Source organism: Nonomuraea sp. H19 (genome assembly GCF_052068215.1).
Lineage (GTDB): Bacteria > Actinomycetota > Actinomycetes > Streptosporangiales > Streptosporangiaceae > Nonomuraea.
In genome coordinates this window covers 12,122-27,224 of the sequence record NZ_JBQHCV010000001.1, presented here as the reverse complement: position 1 = coordinate 27,224, position 15,103 = coordinate 12,122, and the positions used below count along the sequence as shown (strand labels likewise).

General features: G+C 65.8%; 28 protein-coding genes. All 28 read right to left on the bottom strand.

The window, feature by feature from the left end:
• Positions 1-51 precede the first annotated feature (51 nt).
• Entirely contained in the window at positions 52-600 is a 549-nt protein-coding gene (rplQ, locus tag ACTMTI_RS00190) for a 50S ribosomal protein L17 (protein ID WP_441117348.1), read from the bottom strand.
• Positions 601-727: 127 nt separating this feature from the next.
• Positions 728-1,744, bottom strand: a complete 1,017-nt coding sequence (locus ACTMTI_RS00185) for a DNA-directed RNA polymerase subunit alpha (protein ID WP_103960866.1) — start codon at positions 1,742-1,744, stop codon at positions 728-730.
• Between the two features lie 99 nt (positions 1,745-1,843).
• Complete coding sequence (gene rpsD, locus ACTMTI_RS00180) at positions 1,844-2,470, bottom strand: 30S ribosomal protein S4 (RefSeq protein ID WP_441117347.1); 627 nt, start codon at positions 2,468-2,470, stop codon at positions 1,844-1,846.
• A 20-nt stretch (positions 2,471-2,490) separates the two neighbouring features.
• Positions 2,491-2,895 (bottom strand): 30S ribosomal protein S11, encoded by a 405-nt coding sequence (rpsK, locus tag ACTMTI_RS00175; protein WP_020542285.1) that lies wholly within the window; start codon positions 2,893-2,895, stop codon positions 2,491-2,493.
• 42 nt (positions 2,896-2,937) lie between these two features.
• Positions 2,938-3,318 (bottom strand): 30S ribosomal protein S13, encoded by a 381-nt coding sequence (rpsM, locus tag ACTMTI_RS00170; protein ID WP_043623489.1) that lies wholly within the window; start codon positions 3,316-3,318, stop codon positions 2,938-2,940.
• A 210-nt stretch (positions 3,319-3,528) separates the two neighbouring features.
• Positions 3,529-3,642 carry a 50S ribosomal protein L36 gene (rpmJ, locus tag ACTMTI_RS00165; RefSeq protein WP_003956441.1) on the bottom strand — a complete coding sequence of 38 codons (114 nt, stop codon included), beginning with the start codon at positions 3,640-3,642 and terminating at the stop codon, positions 3,529-3,531.
• 24 nt (positions 3,643-3,666) lie between these two features.
• Positions 3,667-3,888 carry a translation initiation factor IF-1 gene (gene infA / locus ACTMTI_RS00160; protein WP_012887858.1) on the bottom strand — a complete coding sequence of 74 codons (222 nt, stop codon included), beginning with the start codon at positions 3,886-3,888 and terminating at the stop codon, positions 3,667-3,669.
• A gap of 284 nt (positions 3,889-4,172) precedes the next feature.
• Positions 4,173-4,583 (bottom strand): hypothetical protein, encoded by a 411-nt coding sequence (locus ACTMTI_RS00155; protein WP_441117345.1) that lies wholly within the window; start codon positions 4,581-4,583, stop codon positions 4,173-4,175.
• A 102-nt stretch (positions 4,584-4,685) separates the two neighbouring features.
• A complete protein-coding gene (locus tag ACTMTI_RS00150) occupies positions 4,686-5,114 on the bottom strand; it encodes a DUF1707 SHOCT-like domain-containing protein (protein WP_441117344.1) in 429 nt (142 codons plus the stop codon).
• 14 nt (positions 5,115-5,128) lie between these two features.
• Positions 5,129-5,938, bottom strand: coding sequence for a type I methionyl aminopeptidase (gene map, locus ACTMTI_RS00145; protein WP_441117343.1), 810 nt, complete (start codon positions 5,936-5,938; stop codon positions 5,129-5,131).
• A 111-nt stretch (positions 5,939-6,049) separates the two neighbouring features.
• Positions 6,050-6,700 (bottom strand): adenylate kinase, encoded by a 651-nt coding sequence (locus ACTMTI_RS00140; protein ID WP_185070637.1) that lies wholly within the window; start codon positions 6,698-6,700, stop codon positions 6,050-6,052.
• Complete coding sequence (secY, locus tag ACTMTI_RS00135; protein WP_441117341.1) at positions 6,700-8,001, bottom strand: preprotein translocase subunit SecY; 1,302 nt, start codon at positions 7,999-8,001, stop codon at positions 6,700-6,702. Before secY ends, ACTMTI_RS00140 begins: the two co-directional genes overlap by 1 nt.
• A 167-nt stretch (positions 8,002-8,168) precedes the next feature.
• Positions 8,169-8,624: a 50S ribosomal protein L15 gene (gene rplO, locus ACTMTI_RS00130; RefSeq protein WP_441117340.1), complete on the bottom strand. Its 456-nt coding sequence runs from the start codon at positions 8,622-8,624 to the stop codon at positions 8,169-8,171.
• 2 nt (positions 8,625-8,626) lie between these two features.
• Positions 8,627-8,809, bottom strand: coding sequence for a 50S ribosomal protein L30 (rpmD, locus tag ACTMTI_RS00125; protein ID WP_080043226.1), 183 nt, complete (start codon positions 8,807-8,809; stop codon positions 8,627-8,629).
• A 2-nt stretch (positions 8,810-8,811) separates the two neighbouring features.
• On the bottom strand, positions 8,812-9,441 hold the full coding sequence (rpsE, locus tag ACTMTI_RS00120) for a 30S ribosomal protein S5 (protein WP_049572667.1): 630 nt from the start codon (positions 9,439-9,441) through the stop codon (positions 8,812-8,814).
• A 49-nt stretch (positions 9,442-9,490) separates the two neighbouring features.
• Positions 9,491-9,874: a 50S ribosomal protein L18 gene (rplR, locus tag ACTMTI_RS00115; protein WP_441117339.1), complete on the bottom strand. Its 384-nt coding sequence runs from the start codon at positions 9,872-9,874 to the stop codon at positions 9,491-9,493.
• Positions 9,875-9,876: 2 nt separating this feature from the next.
• Positions 9,877-10,419 (bottom strand): 50S ribosomal protein L6, encoded by a 543-nt coding sequence (rplF, locus tag ACTMTI_RS00110; RefSeq protein WP_441117338.1) that lies wholly within the window; start codon positions 10,417-10,419, stop codon positions 9,877-9,879.
• Between the two features lie 16 nt (positions 10,420-10,435).
• The gene (gene rpsH, locus ACTMTI_RS00105; protein WP_020542297.1) at positions 10,436-10,834 is read right to left on the bottom strand and encodes a 30S ribosomal protein S8; all 399 of its coding nucleotides are present in this window, start codon (positions 10,832-10,834) and stop codon (positions 10,436-10,438) included.
• Positions 10,835-10,991: 157 nt separating this feature from the next.
• Complete coding sequence (locus tag ACTMTI_RS00100) at positions 10,992-11,177, bottom strand: type Z 30S ribosomal protein S14 (RefSeq protein WP_345558132.1); 186 nt, start codon at positions 11,175-11,177, stop codon at positions 10,992-10,994.
• A 5-nt stretch (positions 11,178-11,182) separates the two neighbouring features.
• Complete coding sequence (gene rplE / locus ACTMTI_RS00095) at positions 11,183-11,758, bottom strand: 50S ribosomal protein L5 (RefSeq protein ID WP_441117337.1); 576 nt, start codon at positions 11,756-11,758, stop codon at positions 11,183-11,185.
• A complete protein-coding gene (gene rplX, locus ACTMTI_RS00090; RefSeq protein ID WP_441118130.1) occupies positions 11,758-12,051 on the bottom strand; it encodes a 50S ribosomal protein L24 in 294 nt (97 codons plus the stop codon). Before rplX ends, rplE begins: the two co-directional genes overlap by 1 nt.
• Before the next feature lie 11 nt (positions 12,052-12,062).
• Positions 12,063-12,434, bottom strand: a complete 372-nt coding sequence (rplN, locus tag ACTMTI_RS00085; RefSeq protein ID WP_026214151.1) for a 50S ribosomal protein L14 — start codon at positions 12,432-12,434, stop codon at positions 12,063-12,065.
• A 210-nt stretch (positions 12,435-12,644) separates the two neighbouring features.
• Positions 12,645-12,935 carry a 30S ribosomal protein S17 gene (rpsQ, locus tag ACTMTI_RS00080; RefSeq protein ID WP_441117336.1) on the bottom strand — a complete coding sequence of 97 codons (291 nt, stop codon included), beginning with the start codon at positions 12,933-12,935 and terminating at the stop codon, positions 12,645-12,647.
• A complete protein-coding gene (gene rpmC / locus ACTMTI_RS00075; RefSeq protein ID WP_138694754.1) occupies positions 12,928-13,164 on the bottom strand; it encodes a 50S ribosomal protein L29 in 237 nt (78 codons plus the stop codon). The genes rpsQ and rpmC overlap by 8 nt, the downstream gene beginning before the upstream one ends.
• Positions 13,164-13,583 (bottom strand): 50S ribosomal protein L16, encoded by a 420-nt coding sequence (gene rplP, locus ACTMTI_RS00070; protein ID WP_055506387.1) that lies wholly within the window; start codon positions 13,581-13,583, stop codon positions 13,164-13,166. Before rplP ends, rpmC begins: the two co-directional genes overlap by 1 nt.
• Before the next feature lie 2 nt (positions 13,584-13,585).
• Positions 13,586-14,440, bottom strand: coding sequence for a 30S ribosomal protein S3 (gene rpsC, locus ACTMTI_RS00065; RefSeq protein ID WP_441117333.1), 855 nt, complete (start codon positions 14,438-14,440; stop codon positions 13,586-13,588).
• Positions 14,440-14,793: a 50S ribosomal protein L22 gene (gene rplV / locus ACTMTI_RS00060; RefSeq protein ID WP_132599484.1), complete on the bottom strand. Its 354-nt coding sequence runs from the start codon at positions 14,791-14,793 to the stop codon at positions 14,440-14,442. The genes rpsC and rplV overlap by 1 nt, the downstream gene beginning before the upstream one ends.
• Positions 14,794-14,823: 30 nt before the next feature.
• The gene (rpsS, locus tag ACTMTI_RS00055; RefSeq protein WP_357681660.1) at positions 14,824-15,102 is read right to left on the bottom strand and encodes a 30S ribosomal protein S19; all 279 of its coding nucleotides are present in this window, start codon (positions 15,100-15,102) and stop codon (positions 14,824-14,826) included.
• Between the last annotated feature and the right edge of the window lies 1 nt (position 15,103).

Sequence of the window (15,103 nt, the reverse complement as noted above, 5' to 3'; positions counted from 1 at the left end):
GGCCCGAACCCCCGCGAGGGGGTCCGGGCCCGATTCATTCGGCCCGAAAGCTCAGGCCTGGTCCTTCTTCGCCTCAGCCTCGGCGGCCGGGGTCTCCTCGGCGGCGGCCTCCGGAGCCTCAGCGGCCTCGGCGGCCGGAGCCTCGGTCTCCTCAGCCGTGGGTGCCTCGGTCTCCTCCGCGGCGGGCGCCGGCGCCGCGGCGGCGGCCGGAGCCTCGGTGCGGCTGGTGGTGACGGCGTTCAGCGGCTCGGTCACCAGCTCGATGACCGCCATCGGGGCGTTGTCGCCCTTACGCGGACCGACCTTGGTGATGCGGGTGTAGCCACCGGGACGCTCGGCGAACGTCGTCGCGATCTCGGTGAAGAGGTGGTGCACGACGCCCTTGTCCTTGACGACGGTCAGGACCTGGCGACGGTTGTGGATGTCGCCCTTCTTCGCCTTGGTGATCAGGCGCTCCGCGACCGGACGCAGGCGCTTGGCCTTCGCGACCGTCGTGCGGATCTTGCCGTGGCGGAACAGATCGGTGGCCAGGTTGGCCAGGATCAGCCGCTCGTGCGCCGGGCTGCCGCCAAGACGTGCACCCTTGGTGGGCTTGGGCATTTCATCTCTCCTTGAGGATTAACCCGCCCCGGCCGTACCAGGTACCGGAGTCGGGCCGGTGCCGCGGTCGCGCGGCACCGTTACATTCACCCGCCGCCCCACACGGAGACGAACTGCGGGAAAGTTGTCAGTACTGCTCGGTCTCGACGTACGCGCTGTCGTCGTCGTCGTAGCCGCCGCCGGCCACCGCGCTCGGGTCGAACCCGGGCGGAGAGTCCTTGAGCGCCAGCGACATCTCGTGCAGCTTCTGCTTGACCTCTTCGATCGACTTGGCGCCGAAATTCCTTATATCGAGCAGGTCCTGCTCGCTGCGGGCGACGAGCTCACCCACGGTGTGGATGCCCTCGCGCTTGAGGCAGTTGTAGGAGCGGACCGTGAGGTTGAGCTCCTCGATCGGCAGCGCCAGGTCGGCGGCCAGGGCGGCGTCGGTCGGCGACGGGCCGATGTCGATGCCCTCGGCCTCGACGTTGAGCTCGCGGGCCAGGCCGAAGAGCTCGACCAGGGTCTTGCCGGCGGAGGCCACCGCGTCGCGGGGCTTCATCGCGGGCTTGGTCTCGACGTCGAGGATGAGGCGGTCGAAGTCGGTACGCTGCTCGACTCGGGTGGCCTCGACCTTGTAGGTGACCTTGAGCACCGGGGAGTAGATCGAGTCGATCGGGATGCGCCCGATCTCCTGGCCCGGCTGCTTGTTCTGGGCGGCGGAGACGTAGCCGCGACCGCGCTCGACGGTCAGCTCCATCTCCAGTTTCGCCTTGCCGTTGAGCGTGGCGATGCGGAGCTCGGGGTTGTGCACCTCGACACCGGCGGGCGGCGCGATGTCGGCGGCGGTGACCTCACCCGGGCCCTGCTTGCGCAGGTACATCACGACCGGCTCGTCGTGCTCGGAGGAGACGACCAGTTCCTTGAGGTTGAGGATGATGTCGGTGACGTCTTCCTTGACCCCGGGAACGGTCGAGAACTCGTGCAGGACGCCCTCGATGCGAATGCTCGTCACGGCCGCGCCCGGAATGGACGACAGCAGCGTGCGGCGCAGCGAGTTGCCGATGGTGTAACCGAAGCCCGGCTCCAGCGGCTCGATGACGAATCGGGACCGGGTGTCGTCGATCGACTCTTCGAGAAGAGTCGGACGCTGAGCGATCAGCATGTGTGGGTTCTCCCCTTTTCGTGTGGCGCCCGCTATATGACGCCACTCCGATAAACAGCCTAGCCCGGGTGCGGCATTCCGCACCCGGACCAGCGAGGACTACTTGGAGTAGTACTCGACGATGAGCTGCTCCTGGACCTGGGTGTCGATCTGCTGGCGAACCGGCAGCTGGTGAACCAGGACGCGGAGCCTCTCGGGCACGACACCGAGCCACGCGGGAACGGTGCGCTCGCCCGCGGTCGCCCGGGCGACCTCGTAGGGCAGCAGGTTGCGCTTGTTCTCGCGGACCTCGATGATGTCGTGCTCGCGAACGCGGTAGGACGGGATGTCGACCTTCTTGCCGTTCACCAGGATGTGTCCATGGCGGACCTGCTGGCGGGCGGCGTCACGCGACTGGGCGAAGCCGGCGCGGTAGACGACGTTGTCGAGGCGGCTCTCCAGGATCTGGAGCAGCACCTCACCGGACTTGCCGCTCTTGCCCGCGGCTTCCTCGTAGTAGTTGCGGAACTGCTTCTCGAGGACGCCGTAGATGCGGCGGGTCTTCTGCTTCTCACGAAGCTGAAGCTGGTACTCGGACTCCTTGGGACGTCCGCGGCCGTGCTCACCCGGCGGGTAAGGACGGATCTCGATGGGGCACTTTGCGGATTCGCACTTGCTGCCCTTGAGGAAGAGCTTGGTCTTCTCGCGACGGCAGAGCTTGCAGTCCGCGCCCGTGTAACGAGCCATTTCTCAATTTCTCCTGGAATTCAGACGCGGCGGCGCTTCGGCGGACGGCAGCCGTTGTGCGGAACCGGGGTGACGTCCTGGATCGAGCCCACTTCGAGGCCGGTGGCCTGCAGCGAGCGGATCGCGGTCTCACGGCCGGAGCCGGGACCCTTGACGAAGACGTCGACCTTGCGCATGCCGTGCTCCATGGCGCGGCGGGCGGCGTTCTCCGCGGCCATCTGGGCGGCGAACGGGGTGGACTTACGGGAGCCCTTGAAACCCACGTGGCCGGCGCTGGCCCAGGAGATCACGTTCCCGTTCGGGTCCGTGATCGAAACGATCGTGTTGTTGAACGTGCTCTTGATGTGGGCGTGCCCATGAGCGACGTTCTTCTTCTCCTTGCGGCGCACCTTCTTCGGTGCACCCTGGCGGCTCTTAGGAGGCATTGTTTGCCATTACTCCTGAGGTCTTCGGTCCGCGGCTGTGGACTACTTCTTACCGGGCTTCTTCTTACCGGCGACGGTCTTCTTCTTGCCCTTGCGGGTGCGCGCGTTCGTCTGCGTGCGCTGACCGTGCACCGGCAGGCCCTTGCGGTGCCGGATGCCCTGGTAGCAACCGATTTCGATCTTGCGGCGGATGTCGGCCTGGACCTCGCGGCGCAGGTCACCCTCGATCTTGAAGTTCGCCTCGATGTAGTCACGCATCGGGACGAGCTCGGTGTCGGAGAGCTGGTGGACCCGGAGGTCGCCGCTGACACCGGTGGCCTGGAGGATCTCCTGGGCGCGGGTGCGGCCGATTCCGTAAATGTAGGTGAGAGCGATCTCCAGCCGCTTGTCGCGGGGGAGGTCGACGCCAACCAGGCGAGCCATGGTCGGGCATTCTCCTTCTTTGTGGCGGAGGTCTTGCGCCTCACTTCCCCTCCCCAATGCCCGGGGTGAGGGCCCCGGCCTCCGACCGGGGGTCTCCTGAGCGGTTCGGAACCCCGCCTGCTCAGGTGTGAAACGCTATTGCTGTTTCCGGCTCCTCATGCGTCGAGCCCGCTCCCTTGGGGGGCGGACTCGGGAGAAGCCTTGCGGCGACTAGCCCTGGCGCTGCTTGTGGCGCAGGTTGTCGCAGATCACCATGACGCGACCGTGCCGGCGGATCACCTTGCACTTGTCGCAGATCTTCTTGACGCTCGGCTTTACCTTCATTGTCCTTTGTGTTCCTCAGACGTCTTACTTGTATCGGTAGACGATCCGCCCGCGACTGAGGTCGTAGGGGCTCAGTTCAACGACTACCCGGTCGTCTGGAAGGATCCGGATGTAGTGCATCCGCATCCGTCCGCTGATGTGGGCCAGGACCTTATGGCCGTTGTCGAGCTGCACCCGGAACATGGCGTTCGGGAGCGACTCAACCACAGTGCCCTCGATCTCGATGGCGCCGTCTTTCTTGGCCAAAATCCCTCGCGTTTCACTGATCGGTCGTCTGAGGCTCCGGTTCACTACGCAGCCGCGACCATCACGCTTCGAAGAGAGCGACGATCGGCAACGATCGCCGACGCGTGACAAGTCATAGTGAGCCGACTAAGGAGTGTACGACACCTGAGCCTAAAACGCGAAACGCGTGCCAGGTGTCCTGACACAACCATGTAAGAGTGTACCCCACGCCACCACGGCCCGGGGCGGCACAGCGGAAGGCCCGCCGGGGAGAGAACCGGCGGGCCTTCCAGGGAAACGGGCCCTCAGTAGATGCGGTGCGACGCGCCGCAGTACTTGCGCGGGCTCTCCCAGCAGGTGTAGGTGTACAGCTTCTTGACGCCCTTCTTGGACCAGGTCTCGTTGTACGAGCCGTCCCAGCCGCGGTAGAACTTGTGCCAGCTACCGCCGGAGTAGTACTTGAACCAGACGTAGCCCTTCTTGGGCGTGGACTCCTTGCCGTACCACTTCGTGTAGACCTTGCCGTTCTGCTTCCAGGTCTTGCCGTAGGTGTAGGCCTTGTGGTTGCTGGAGTAGTACTTGCCCCAGTTGCTCACCGAGGTCGCCGTCGCGGCGGCGCTCTGGGTGGCGGTGGCCGCCTGGGCGGCGGGGGCGACGGCGAGGCCGGTGACGGCGATCGATCCGGCGAAAGCGGCGGCCGCAAGGAACTTGCGCATTTGGTTTCCTCCGTGAGTCGTGTTCTCGACACAGCTCACGTTAGGAAGTCGGTCTTATACGTTCTGCGCACGAATGCACATAGTGCACTACTGCACAGACTCCTACCGGCGCTTGGATTGGTCGCCGCCGAATATGGTGCTCATCAGCAGGATGACGCCCCACGGGCCCATGACCCACAGCGGCCAGGGATAGATCAGGTCGCCCGCCGTGACGCTCACGATCAGCCAGATCACCCAGTTGATGCCGCTGGCCATGGCCCAGGCGCCCCAGGCCGCCTTCATGCCGGAATGCATGCCGGCCTTGCTGACGGGCTTCGGCGTCACCTTGGCGGGGCGGTTGCGCAGGTCCACGTCGGGCAGGTCGGCCGTGAGCTTGGCCAGCTCGCCGTAGGTCTTGCTCTGGTAGAGCTGTTCCAGCCGCTCGTTGAACTCCTCCATCGTGATGCGGCCTTCGGCGGTGTGCTCGCGGAGGACGGCGGCCACGCGGTCGCGATCGGAGTCGGAAGCACGCATCTCGGGGCTGTTCGCCATCCCACCACTCCCGGCTAGTTCTGCGGCTGAGCCAGGCGCTCTTTGCCCCCATCTAGGGCGGTCAGCACCCAAGGTCCATTATGTGTCACCGCGACGCTGTGTTCGAAGTGTGCGGACGCTTTACCGTCCATCGTCACCACGGTCCAGTCGTCGGTCAGTACGCGGGTGCGCTCCGTCCCCAGGTTGACCATGGGCTCGACGGCCAGGCACATGCCCTCTTCCAGCACCGGGCCGCGGCCCGGCCGGCCGTGGTTGGCGATCCACGGGTCCATGTGCATCTCGGTGCCGATGCCGTGGCCGCCGTACTCCGGGGGGATGCCGAAGCGGCCTTGCGACTTGACGTACCGCTCGATCTCGTAACCGATGTCGGACAGGTGGCGGCCGGGCGTCAGCGCGGCGATGCCGCGCCACATGGCCTCCTCCGTGATCCGCATCAGCTCCGTAAGCTTGGAGTCCACCGCGCCGACCGGAACCGTGACGGCCGAGTCGCCGTGCCAGCCGTCGAGGATCGCGCCGCAGTCGATCGAGATGATGTCGCCCTCGCGCAGCTTGCGGGCGTCGGTCGGGATGCCGTGCACCACCTCGTTGTTCACCGACGCGCAGATCGTCGCGGGAAAGCCCTGGTAGCCCTTGAACGACGGGATCGCGCCCGCGTCCCTGATCGCCTTCTCGGCGATGGAGTCGAGGTCGAGCGGCGTCATGCCGGGCTCGACCGAGCGCTTCAGCAGGTCGAGCGTGTGCCCGACCACCAGCCCCGCCGCCCGCATCTTCTCCAGCTGCTCCGGCGACTTGATCTGGATTCCGTGTCGGTTCCTCTTGAACATCCTTTGCCCCCCTGGGTCACTCAACGGGCCGCGCGGGGGCCCAATTCCCCCACAATAGCCGCGAGGTGGCACGGAAACCCGTGCCACCTCCGCAATTCGGTGCTGCCGCAGCTAGCCCATGAACGGACGGATCGCCTCCATGGCCCGCTGAGTGACCTCCTCGACCGGCCCCGTCGCGTCGACCCCGACCAGGATGCCCTCGTCGGCGTAGTAGGAGACCAGCGGCGCCGTCTGCTCCTGGTAGACCTCCAGGCGGTGCCTGACGGTCTCCTCCTTGTCGTCGTCACGCTGGAAGAGCGCACCCCCACACGCGTCGCACTTGTCGTCCTTCTTGTCGTCGAACTCGACGTGCCAAATGCGGCCGCACTGGCTACAGGTGCGCCGGCCGGCCAACCGCCTGACCACCTCGTCGTCGTCCACGACGAGCTCGAGGACGAGGTCCAGCGCCTGGCCCCAGTCCTTGAGCATGTCGCGCAGGATCTCCGCCTGCGCGACATTCCGGGGGAAGCCGTCGAGCAGGAACCCGTCCTGCGCGTCGTCCTCCGAGAGGCGGTCACGGACCATGGCGATGGTGACCTCGTCGGGCACCAGGTCGCCACGGTCCATGTAGGTCTTGGCCAGCTTGCCAAGATCCGTGCCGCCCGAGACGTTGGCACGGAAGATGTCACCTGTCGAGATCTTCGGGATGGACAGGTTCGATGCGATGTACTGGGCCTGTGTCCCCTTACCCGCTCCGGGGGGCCCGACGAGAACGAGACGCACTACCGCAGGAAGCCTTCGTAATTACGCTGCTGCAGCTGGCTCTCGATCTGCTTCACCGTGTCAAGGCCGACGCCTACCATGATCAGAATGCTCGTCCCTCCGAACGGGAAGTTCTGGCTCGCACCGGACACCGCCAGGGCGACGATCGGGACCATGGAAATCAGACCCAGATAGAGCGATCCCGGCGCGGTCAGACGAGTGAGCACGAAGTTCAGGTATTCAGCCGTCGGCCGGCCGGGGCGGATGCCCGGAATGAAACCACCGTACTTCTTCATGTTGTCGGCGACTTCAGCGGGGTTGAACGTAATCGACACGTAGAAGTACGTGAAGAAGACGATCAGCAGGAAGAACGTCGCCATGTAGATGGGCGTGTCGCCCGTGGCGAGGTTCTGCGAAATCCACCGGATCACCGCGTTGTCGCTGGTCTGGAAGAGCGAGGTGATCAGCTGCGGCAGGTAGAGCAGTGACGAGGCGAAGATGACCGGGATGATGCCGGCCTGGTTGACCTTGAGCGGGATGTAGGTGGAGGTGCCGCCGTACATCCGGCGCCCCACCATCCGCTTGGCGTACTGCACCGGGATGCGCCGCTGCCCCTGCTCGACGAAGACCACCGCGGCGATCATGAAGACTCCGACCACCATGACCACCGCGAAGGTGAACTTGTTGGCCTGGAAGATGTTGGCCAGCTCGGACGGGAAGACCGCCACGATCTGGGTGAAGATCAGGATGGACATGCCGTTGCCGACGCCGCGGTCGGTGATCAGCTCGCCCAGCCACATGATCACGGACGTGCCGGCCGTCATGATGATCACCATCGTGACGATGGGGAAGATGTCGTTGCTGAGCAGCACGTCCTGCTGGCAGTTCGGGAAGAGCTGGCCGGTGCGGGCCAGGGCGATGAACGCGGTCGACTGCAGGACCGCGAGGCCGATGGTCAGATAACGCGTGTACTGCGTGATCTTCGTCTGACCGGCCTGTCCCTCCTTCTTCAGCGCCTCAAGGCGCGGAATCACCACGACGAGCAGTTGCAGAATGATGCTCGCGGTGATGTACGGCATGATGCCCAGCGCGAACACCGACAGCTTCAGGAGCGCACCGCCGCTGAAAAGCTGCACCATCCCGTAGATGTTGCCGGCGGCTCCGTTACGGGCCTGATCGAAACAGGCCGCGAGGTTCTGGACGTGAACTCCCGGAGTCGGAAGAACCGAGCCGAGACGGAATAGCGCGATGATGCCCAGCGTGAAGAGCAACTTCTTGCGCAGGTCCGGTGTCCGGAACGCCCGGGTAAACGCGGTCAGCACGGTCCCTCCTGCGCGCCTTTACGGCGGTGTGAGTATGCGATGGTGCGGGGATCTGCCATCTCAAGTCTTAGGTCTGACGAGCCGGACAGAAGCCTGCCGTCTCGCGAACTCTAACGCACTACGGGCGTGGGGGCATTTGTCAAAGCCCCCACGCCTCGTAATAGCTCTTACAGCTCGGTAACAGAGCCACCGGCAGCGGCGATCTTCTCCTTCGCGGCGGACGAGAAGGCATGCGCCTGCACGTTGACCGCGACCGAGATCTCGCCGGTGCCCAGCACCTTCACGAGCTGGTTCTTGCGAACAGCACCCTTGGCGACCAGCGTCTCGACGGTGACCTCGCCACCCTCGGGGAACAGCTCGCCGATCTTGTCGAGGTTGACGACCTGGTAGGTCGTCTTGAACATGGCGTTGGAGAAGCCCTTGAGCTTCGGCAGACGCCTCTGCAGCGGCACCTGGCCACCCTCGAAGCCGAGGGGAACCGTGGTACGGGCGTGGCTGCCCTTGGTGCCGCGACCGGCGGTCTTGCCCTTGGACGCCTCGCCACGACCCTTGCGGACCTTGGCCTTGTTGGCGCCAGGGGCGGGACGCAGGTCGTGAATCTTCAGCGGAGCCTTGTCAGTCATGACTAGTCGACCTCTTCCACCTCGACGAGGTGCGTCACCACGGAGACCATCCCGCGAATCTCGGGCCGGTCCTCCTTGACGACGACATCGCCGATTCGCTTCAGGCCAAGCGAGCGCAGCGAGTCACGCTGGTTCTGCTTGCCACCGATCTTCGAGCGAACCTGAGTGATCTTCAGGCGTGCCATGACTAGCTCACCGCCTTCGCGGCCGCAGCCTCCGCGATGCCCTCGCGCTGAGCCTTGAGCATCCGGGCCGGAGCCACGTCCTCGATCGGCAGGCCACGGCGGGCGGCGATCTCCTCGGGGCGCGAAAGGCCCTTCAGAGCCGCCACGGTGGCATGCACGATGTTGATCGGGTTGTCCGAGCCGAGCGACTTGGACAGCACGTCGTGGATGCCGGCGCACTCCAGCACCGCACGCACCGGGCCACCGGCGATGACGCCGGTACCGGCCGAGGCCGGACGCAGGAAGACGACGCCGGCCGCCTCCTCGCCCTGCACGGTGTGCGGGATGGTGCCCTGGATCCGAGGCACCTTGAAGAAGTGCTTCTTCGCCTCTTCGACGCCCTTGGCGATGGCCGCGGGGACTTCCTTGGCCTTGCCATAGCCGACGCCGACCAGGCCGTTGCCGTCGCCGACGACGACGAGGGCGGTGAAGCTGAAGCGACGACCACCCTTCACGACCTTGGCCACTCGGTTGATCTTCACTACGCGCTCGATGTACGAGACGCCCTTGTCGGCGGCGCCACCGCGGCGATCGTCACGACGGTCCCGCCGCTCGCCACCGGTGCCGCCACCGCGACGCGGAGCTGCAGCCATCAGTGGTTCCTCATCTCAGTTGCCATCATTTGCGATCCTCGGGCCCTCATCAGAACTCGAGCCCGCCCTCGCGAGCGCTGTCGGCCAGCGCCGCGATCCGACCTGCATACCGGTTGCCACCGCGGTCGAAGACGACCTTGGAGATCCCGGCTTCCTTGGCCCGCTGAGCGAGGAGCTCGCCGACCTTCTTGGCCTTCTCGGTCTTGTCCGCCTCCAGCGCGCGCAGCGTGGCGTCCATGGTGGACGCGCTCACCAGCGTGTGACCGACGGAGTCGTCCACGATCTGGACGAACAGGTGACGAGCCGACCGGTTGACGACCAGGCGCGGACGCTCGGCCGTACCCACGACGTACTTGCGGACGCGGCGGTGCCGGCGGGCCCGCGAGACGGTGCGGGCAGCCGTGTGCTTGCTGAACGCAGTCTTCGGAGCCATGCCTACTTACCAGCCTTTCCGACCTTGCGGCGGATCTGTTCGCCCTGGTAACGCACGCCCTTGCCCTTATACGGGTCAGGCTTGCGCAACTTGCGGATGTTGGCGGCGACCTCGCCGACCTTCTGCTTGTCGATGCCGTCCACGTGGAACAGGGTCGGCTTCTCGACGCGGAAGGAGACGCCCTCGGGGGCGTCGACGATGACCGGGTGACTGAAGCCCAGAGAGAACTCCAGCTGCGTCGGGCCCTTGGCCTGAACGCGGTAACCGACGCCGACGATCTCCAGGGTCTTGGAGTAGCCCTGGGTGACGCCCTGCACCATGTTGGCGATCAGAGTCCTGGACAGGCCGTGCAGCGCACGGACCTTGTTCTCGTCGTTGGGTCGGCTGACGGCGATGGTGCCGTCGTCGTCCCGAGCCACCTTGATGGGCTCGGCGACCGAGTGAGTGAGCGTGCCCTTCGGGCCCTTGACCTGAACATCCTGGCCGGTGATCGTGATGTCTACGCCACTGGGCACAGGGATGGGCAGCCGTCCGATTCTCGACATGCTGTGTTCCTCCCCTCTACCAGACGTAGGCGAGGACTTCCCCGCCCACACCACGCTTGCCGGCCTGCTTGTCGGTCATGAGGCCGTGGGACGTCGAGATGATCGCGACGCCCAGTCCGCCCAGGACTCGAGGCAGGTTGTCCTTCTTCGCATAAACCCGCAGACCGGGCTTGGAAACCCGGCGCAGGCCCGCGAGCGACCGCTCACGGGTAGGCCCGAACTTGAGCTCCACCACGAGGTTCTTACCAACCTTGGCGTCTTCGACGGTCCAAGCCTGGATGTAGCCCTCCTGCTGGAGGATCTCGGCGATGTGCGCCTTGATCTTCGAATACGGCATCGACACGCTGTCGTGGTACGCCGAGTTCGCGTTGCGCAGACGCGTGAGCATGTCTGCGATCGGATCGGTCATCGTCATGGCCAGTGGCCTTCCTCGCCGCGGTTTCCAGTCGGTGAAGCAGAGCTCTACCGGTGGACCTTCGGCGCGGTCACGGGCGCGGTGCGCCCTGTTCTTCTACTGAAATATGTGTGGCGGGCAGCCACCCGGGGGCGACGCAGGGCCGCCCACAGGGTATCTACCAGCTCGACTTGGTGATGCCGGGCAGCTCGCCCCGGTGCGCCATCTCGCGGAAGCACACGCGGCAGAGCCCGAACTTCTTGTAGACGGCGCGGGGCCGGCCACAACGCGTGCACCGGGTGTACGCGCGGACCTCGAACTTCTGCTTACGCCCCGCCTTGGCGATCAGCGACTTCTTCGCCATCTGGATCAGGCCTCCTTGAAGGGGAAGCCGAGGAGCTTCAGCAGCGCCCGGCCCTGGTCGTCGTTCGTCGCGGTGGTCACGATCGTGATGTCCATGCCCCGCGGCCGGTCGACCTTGTCCTGGTCTACCTCGTGGAACATGACCTGCTCGGTCAGACCGAACGTGTAGTTGCCGTTGCCGTCGAACTGCTTGGGCGACAGACCGCGGAAGTCCCTGATGCGGGGCAGCGCCAGCGCCAGCAGCCGGTCCAGGAACTCCCACATGCGGTCGCCGCGCAGCGTGACGTGCGCGCCGATCGGCATGCCCTCACGCAACTTGAACTGGGCGATGGACTTGCGGGCCCGGACCACGGCCGGCTTCTGGCCGGTGATCGCGGTGAGGTCGCGGACAGCGCCTTCGATGAGCTTGGAGTCGCGTGCCGCCTCGCCGACGCCCATGTTGACCTTGATCTTGGTCAGGGCCGGGATCTGCATGACGTTCTCGATGCCGAACTGCTCGCGAAGCTGGGCCGCGATTTCCTCGCGGTACTTCGTCTTGAGTCGCGGCGTCGGACGCTCGGTCTCAGTGGTCGTGGCAGTCATCAGCTGTCCTCACCCGTCTCGTCGGCCTTCGTCTCGTCGGCCTTCTTGTCGGCGGGCTTGTCGTCCTTAAGCTTCTTCACGTTCGAGACGTGGATGGGACCTTCCATGGTCTGCACGCCGCCGGTCTTGGCGCCGCGCGGGCCCTGGTGGGTCTCCTTGGCGTGCTTCTTGATCATGTTGACGCCCTCGACCACCACGCGGTCCTCGCGCGGCAGTGCGGCGATCACACGGCCCTTGGCACCCTTGTCCTTGCCCGAGATGACCTGGACCAGGTCACCCTTCTTCACATGCAGCGACTTCGGCATTACAGCACCTCCGGAGCGAGCGAGATGATGCGCATGAACTTCTTGTCGCGCAGCTCGCGGCCGACCGGGCCGAAGATACGAGTGCCGCGAGGGTCACCGCTGTCCTTGATGATGACGGCGGCGTTCTCGTCGAAGCGGATGTAGGAGCCGTCGGGCCGGCGGCGCTCCTTGACCGTGCGGACGATGACGGCCTTGACCACGTCGCCCTTCTTGACGCCCGTGCTGCCCGGCAGCGCGTCCTTGACAGTGGCGACGATCACGTCGCCGATACCGGCGTAGCGTCGGCCCGAGCCACCGAGAACACGGATGCAAAGGATCTCCTTTGCGCCCGTGTTGTCGGCGACCTTGAGCCGCGACTCCTGCTGGATCACGTTGAACTCCTGTTAGTCGCGCCGGTTCTCATTTCTGAGCCTGGCGGAACCTGCTGTTGTCTTGGTCCCACGGCCACAGTCCCTCAGAGCCCTCCAGAGGGCCTGGGACCGCACCGCAGGCGACGCGAGGCCCTGGTGGACCCCGCGTCCTTGGACGCCGTCATGGGGGCTCTGAGAGCCCCCACGAAGGCGCGGCATATCCGAGAAGGGTTACTTGGCCTTCTCGAGGATCTCCACGACCCTCCACCGCTTGGTGGCGGAGAGGGGGCGGGTCTCCATGAGCAGCACGCGGTCGCCGACGCCGCAGGCGTTGGCCTCGTCGTGTGCCTTGTACTTGGTCGTACGGCGGATGACCTTGCCGTACAGACGGTGCTTGACGCGGTCCTCGACGGCGACGACGACGGTCTTGTCCATCTTGTCGCTGACGACCAGGCCCTCGCGGACCTTGCGGAAGTTCCGCGCCTCGCCGGTGCTCTCAGTAGTGGTCTCGGTCTCAGCCATCGCTCGTCTCCTTCTCGACCGTGACGATGCCCAGCTCGCGCTCGCGCATCACGGTGTAGATACGGGCGATCTCGCGGCGGACGGCACGCAGCCGCCCGTGGCTCTCCAACTGACCGGTCGCTGACTGGAAGCGGAGGTTGAACAGCTCCTCCTTGGCTTCCTTGAGCTTCTGGACCAGGGTGTCCTGGTCCTCCACTCGCAGCTCGCCGGCGGTCAGGCCCTTAGCCATCACGCCTCACCCACTTCACGCTTAACGATCTTGCACTTCATCGGGAGCTTGTGGATCGCACGCTGAAGCGCTTCGCGAGCGATCGGCTCCGCCACGCCGGACAGCTCGAACATCACGCGTCCGGGCTTGACGTTGGCGATCCACCACTCCGGCGAACCCTTACCGGAACCCATGCGGGTCTCGGCAGGCTTCTTGGTGAGCGGACGGTCGGGGTAGATGTTGATCCACACCTTGCCGCCACGGCGGATGTGCCGGGTCATGGCGATACGGGCCGACTCGATCTGGCGGTTGGTCACGTAGGAGTGCTCAATCGCCTGAATGCCGAACTCGCCGAACACGACCCTGGTGCCGCCCTTGGCGGCTCCGCTGCGGTCAGGCCGGTGCTGCTTGCGGTGCTTGACCCTGCGCGGGATCAGCATGGTCAGCTCCCTTCAGCACCCGGCTGCGCAGCCGGGCCGGTCTCGGGGGCGGTCTGTGCGGCCGCCTCAGTGCGGGGGGCGCGGTCGCCGCGGCCGCCGCCACCACCGCGGCGGGCGCCACCGGCGCCACCACCACGACGGGGACGGTCGCCGCCGCCACCACGACGGTCGTCGCGCTCGCGACGCTGGCCGGCACGAGCGCCGGCGGCGGCCGCCTCACGCTCGGCGCGGCTGGTCGGAGCCTCGCCCTTGTAGATCCAGACCTTCACGCCGATGCGGCCGAAGGTCGTACGGGCCTCGTAGAAGCCGTAGTCGATGTCCGCGCGGAGCGTGTGCAGCGGCACACGGCCCTCGCGGTAGAACTCCGACCTCGACATCTCGGCGCCGCCCAGACGACCGGAGCACTGGACACGGATGCCCTTGGCGCCGGACTTCATGGCCGACTGCATCGCCTTGCGCATGGCACGGCGGAACGAGACGCGGCTGGACAGCTGCTCGGCCACGCCCTGCGCGACGAGCTGCGCGTCGATCTCCGGGTTCTTGACCTCGAGAATGTTGAGCTGGACCTGCTTCTTGGTCAGCTTCTCCAGGTCGCCACGGATGCGGTCCGCCTCGGCGCCGCGCCGGCCGATCACGATGCCGGGACGCGCGGTGTGGATGTCCACCTGCACGCGGTCCGTGGTGCGCTCGATCTCGACCTTGGAGATGCCGGCCCGCTCCATGCCCTTCTGCAGCATGCGGCGGATCGCCACGTCCTCGGCGACGTACGACTTGTACAGCTTGTCGGCGTACCACCGGCTCTTGAAGTCGGTCGTGATGCCGAGGCGGAACCCGTGCGGGTTAACCTTCTGGCCCACTATCGGGTCCTTCCCTTCGGCTCGCGGGACTCCACGATCACGGTGATGTGGCTCGTCCGCTTGTTGATCCGATAGGCGCGACCCTGTGCACGCGGACGGAACCGCTTCAGCGTCGGGCCCTCGTCGACCCACGCGCGGCTCACGACGAGCGTGCTCGGGTCGAGATCGAAGTTGTGCTCAGCGTTCGCCATGGCACTGCTGAGCACCTTGAAAATGGGCTCGCTCGCCGACTGGGGAGCGAACTGCAGCACGGCCTGCGCCTCCGAAGCGGGCAGCCCGCGAATAAGGTCCACCACGCGGCGGGCCTTGAGGGGCGTGACACGGACGAACCGCGCCTGAGCCCTGGCTTCCATCGCTTACTCCTCTAATGCTTCTGAAGGCGTCTATCGCCGGCTGCGCCGGTCTTCCTTGACGTGGCTGCGGAACGTCCGCGTGGGGGCGAACTCTCCGAGCTTGTGGCCGATCATCGACTCGGTGACGAACACCGGGACGTGCTTGCGGCCGTCGTGCACGGCGATCGTGTGCCCGAGCATGTCGGGAACGATCATGGAGCGCCGCGACCACGTCTTGATGACGTTCTTGGTGCCCTTTTCGTTCTGGGCGTCCACCTTCTTAGCCAGGTGGTCGTCCACGAAGGGACCCTTCTTAAGGCTACGTGGCATT

What these genes read in the sequence shown, in the direction of transcription:
- rplQ (WP_441117348.1), bottom strand. Translation starts at nt 600, where the DNA reads ATGCCCAAGCCCACCAAGGGTGCACGTCTTGGCGGCAGCCCGGCGCAC.
- ACTMTI_RS00185 (WP_103960866.1), bottom strand. Translation starts at nt 1,744, where the DNA reads ATGCTGATCGCTCAGCGTCCGACTCTTCTCGAAGAGTCGATCGACGAC.
- rpsD (WP_441117347.1), bottom strand. Translation starts at nt 2,470, where the DNA reads ATGGCTCGTTACACGGGCGCGGACTGCAAGCTCTGCCGTCGCGAGAAG.
- rpsK (WP_020542285.1), bottom strand. Translation starts at nt 2,895, where the DNA reads ATGCCTCCTAAGAGCCGCCAGGGTGCACCGAAGAAGGTGCGCCGCAAG.
- rpsM (WP_043623489.1), bottom strand. Translation starts at nt 3,318, where the DNA reads ATGGCTCGCCTGGTTGGCGTCGACCTCCCCCGCGACAAGCGGCTGGAG.
- rpmJ (WP_003956441.1), bottom strand. Translation starts at nt 3,642, where the DNA reads ATGAAGGTAAAGCCGAGCGTCAAGAAGATCTGCGACAAGTGCAAGGTG.
- ACTMTI_RS00155 (WP_441117345.1), bottom strand. Translation starts at nt 4,583, where the DNA reads ATGCGCAAGTTCCTTGCGGCCGCCGCTTTCGCCGGATCGATCGCCGTC.
- ACTMTI_RS00150 (WP_441117344.1), bottom strand. Translation starts at nt 5,114, where the DNA reads ATGGCGAACAGCCCCGAGATGCGTGCTTCCGACTCCGATCGCGACCGC.
- map (WP_441117343.1), bottom strand. Translation starts at nt 5,938, where the DNA reads ATGTTCAAGAGGAACCGACACGGAATCCAGATCAAGTCGCCGGAGCAG.
- rplO (WP_441117340.1), bottom strand. Translation starts at nt 8,624, where the DNA reads ATGACTGACAAGGCTCCGCTGAAGATTCACGACCTGCGTCCCGCCCCT.
- rpmD (WP_080043226.1), bottom strand. Translation starts at nt 8,809, where the DNA reads ATGGCACGCCTGAAGATCACTCAGGTTCGCTCGAAGATCGGTGGCAAG.
- rpsE (WP_049572667.1), bottom strand. Translation starts at nt 9,441, where the DNA reads ATGGCTGCAGCTCCGCGTCGCGGTGGCGGCACCGGTGGCGAGCGGCGG.
- rplR (WP_441117339.1), bottom strand. Translation starts at nt 9,874, where the DNA reads ATGGCTCCGAAGACTGCGTTCAGCAAGCACACGGCTGCCCGCACCGTC.
- rplF (WP_441117338.1), bottom strand. Translation starts at nt 10,419, where the DNA reads ATGTCGAGAATCGGACGGCTGCCCATCCCTGTGCCCAGTGGCGTAGAC.
- rpsH (WP_020542297.1), bottom strand. Translation starts at nt 10,834, where the DNA reads ATGACGATGACCGATCCGATCGCAGACATGCTCACGCGTCTGCGCAAC.
- ACTMTI_RS00100 (WP_345558132.1), bottom strand. Translation starts at nt 11,177, where the DNA reads ATGGCGAAGAAGTCGCTGATCGCCAAGGCGGGGCGTAAGCAGAAGTTC.
- rplE (WP_441117337.1), bottom strand. Translation starts at nt 11,758, where the DNA reads ATGACTGCCACGACCACTGAGACCGAGCGTCCGACGCCGCGACTCAAG.
- rpsQ (WP_441117336.1), bottom strand. Translation starts at nt 12,935, where the DNA reads ATGGCTGAGACCGAGACCACTACTGAGAGCACCGGCGAGGCGCGGAAC.
- rpmC (WP_138694754.1), bottom strand. Translation starts at nt 13,164, where the DNA reads ATGGCTAAGGGCCTGACCGCCGGCGAGCTGCGAGTGGAGGACCAGGAC.
- rplP (WP_055506387.1), bottom strand. Translation starts at nt 13,583, where the DNA reads ATGCTGATCCCGCGCAGGGTCAAGCACCGCAAGCAGCACCGGCCTGAC.
- rplV (WP_132599484.1), bottom strand. Translation starts at nt 14,793, where the DNA reads ATGGAAGCCAGGGCTCAGGCGCGGTTCGTCCGTGTCACGCCCCTCAAG.
- rpsS (WP_357681660.1), bottom strand. Translation starts at nt 15,102, where the DNA reads ATGCCACGTAGCCTTAAGAAGGGTCCCTTCGTGGACGACCACCTGGCT.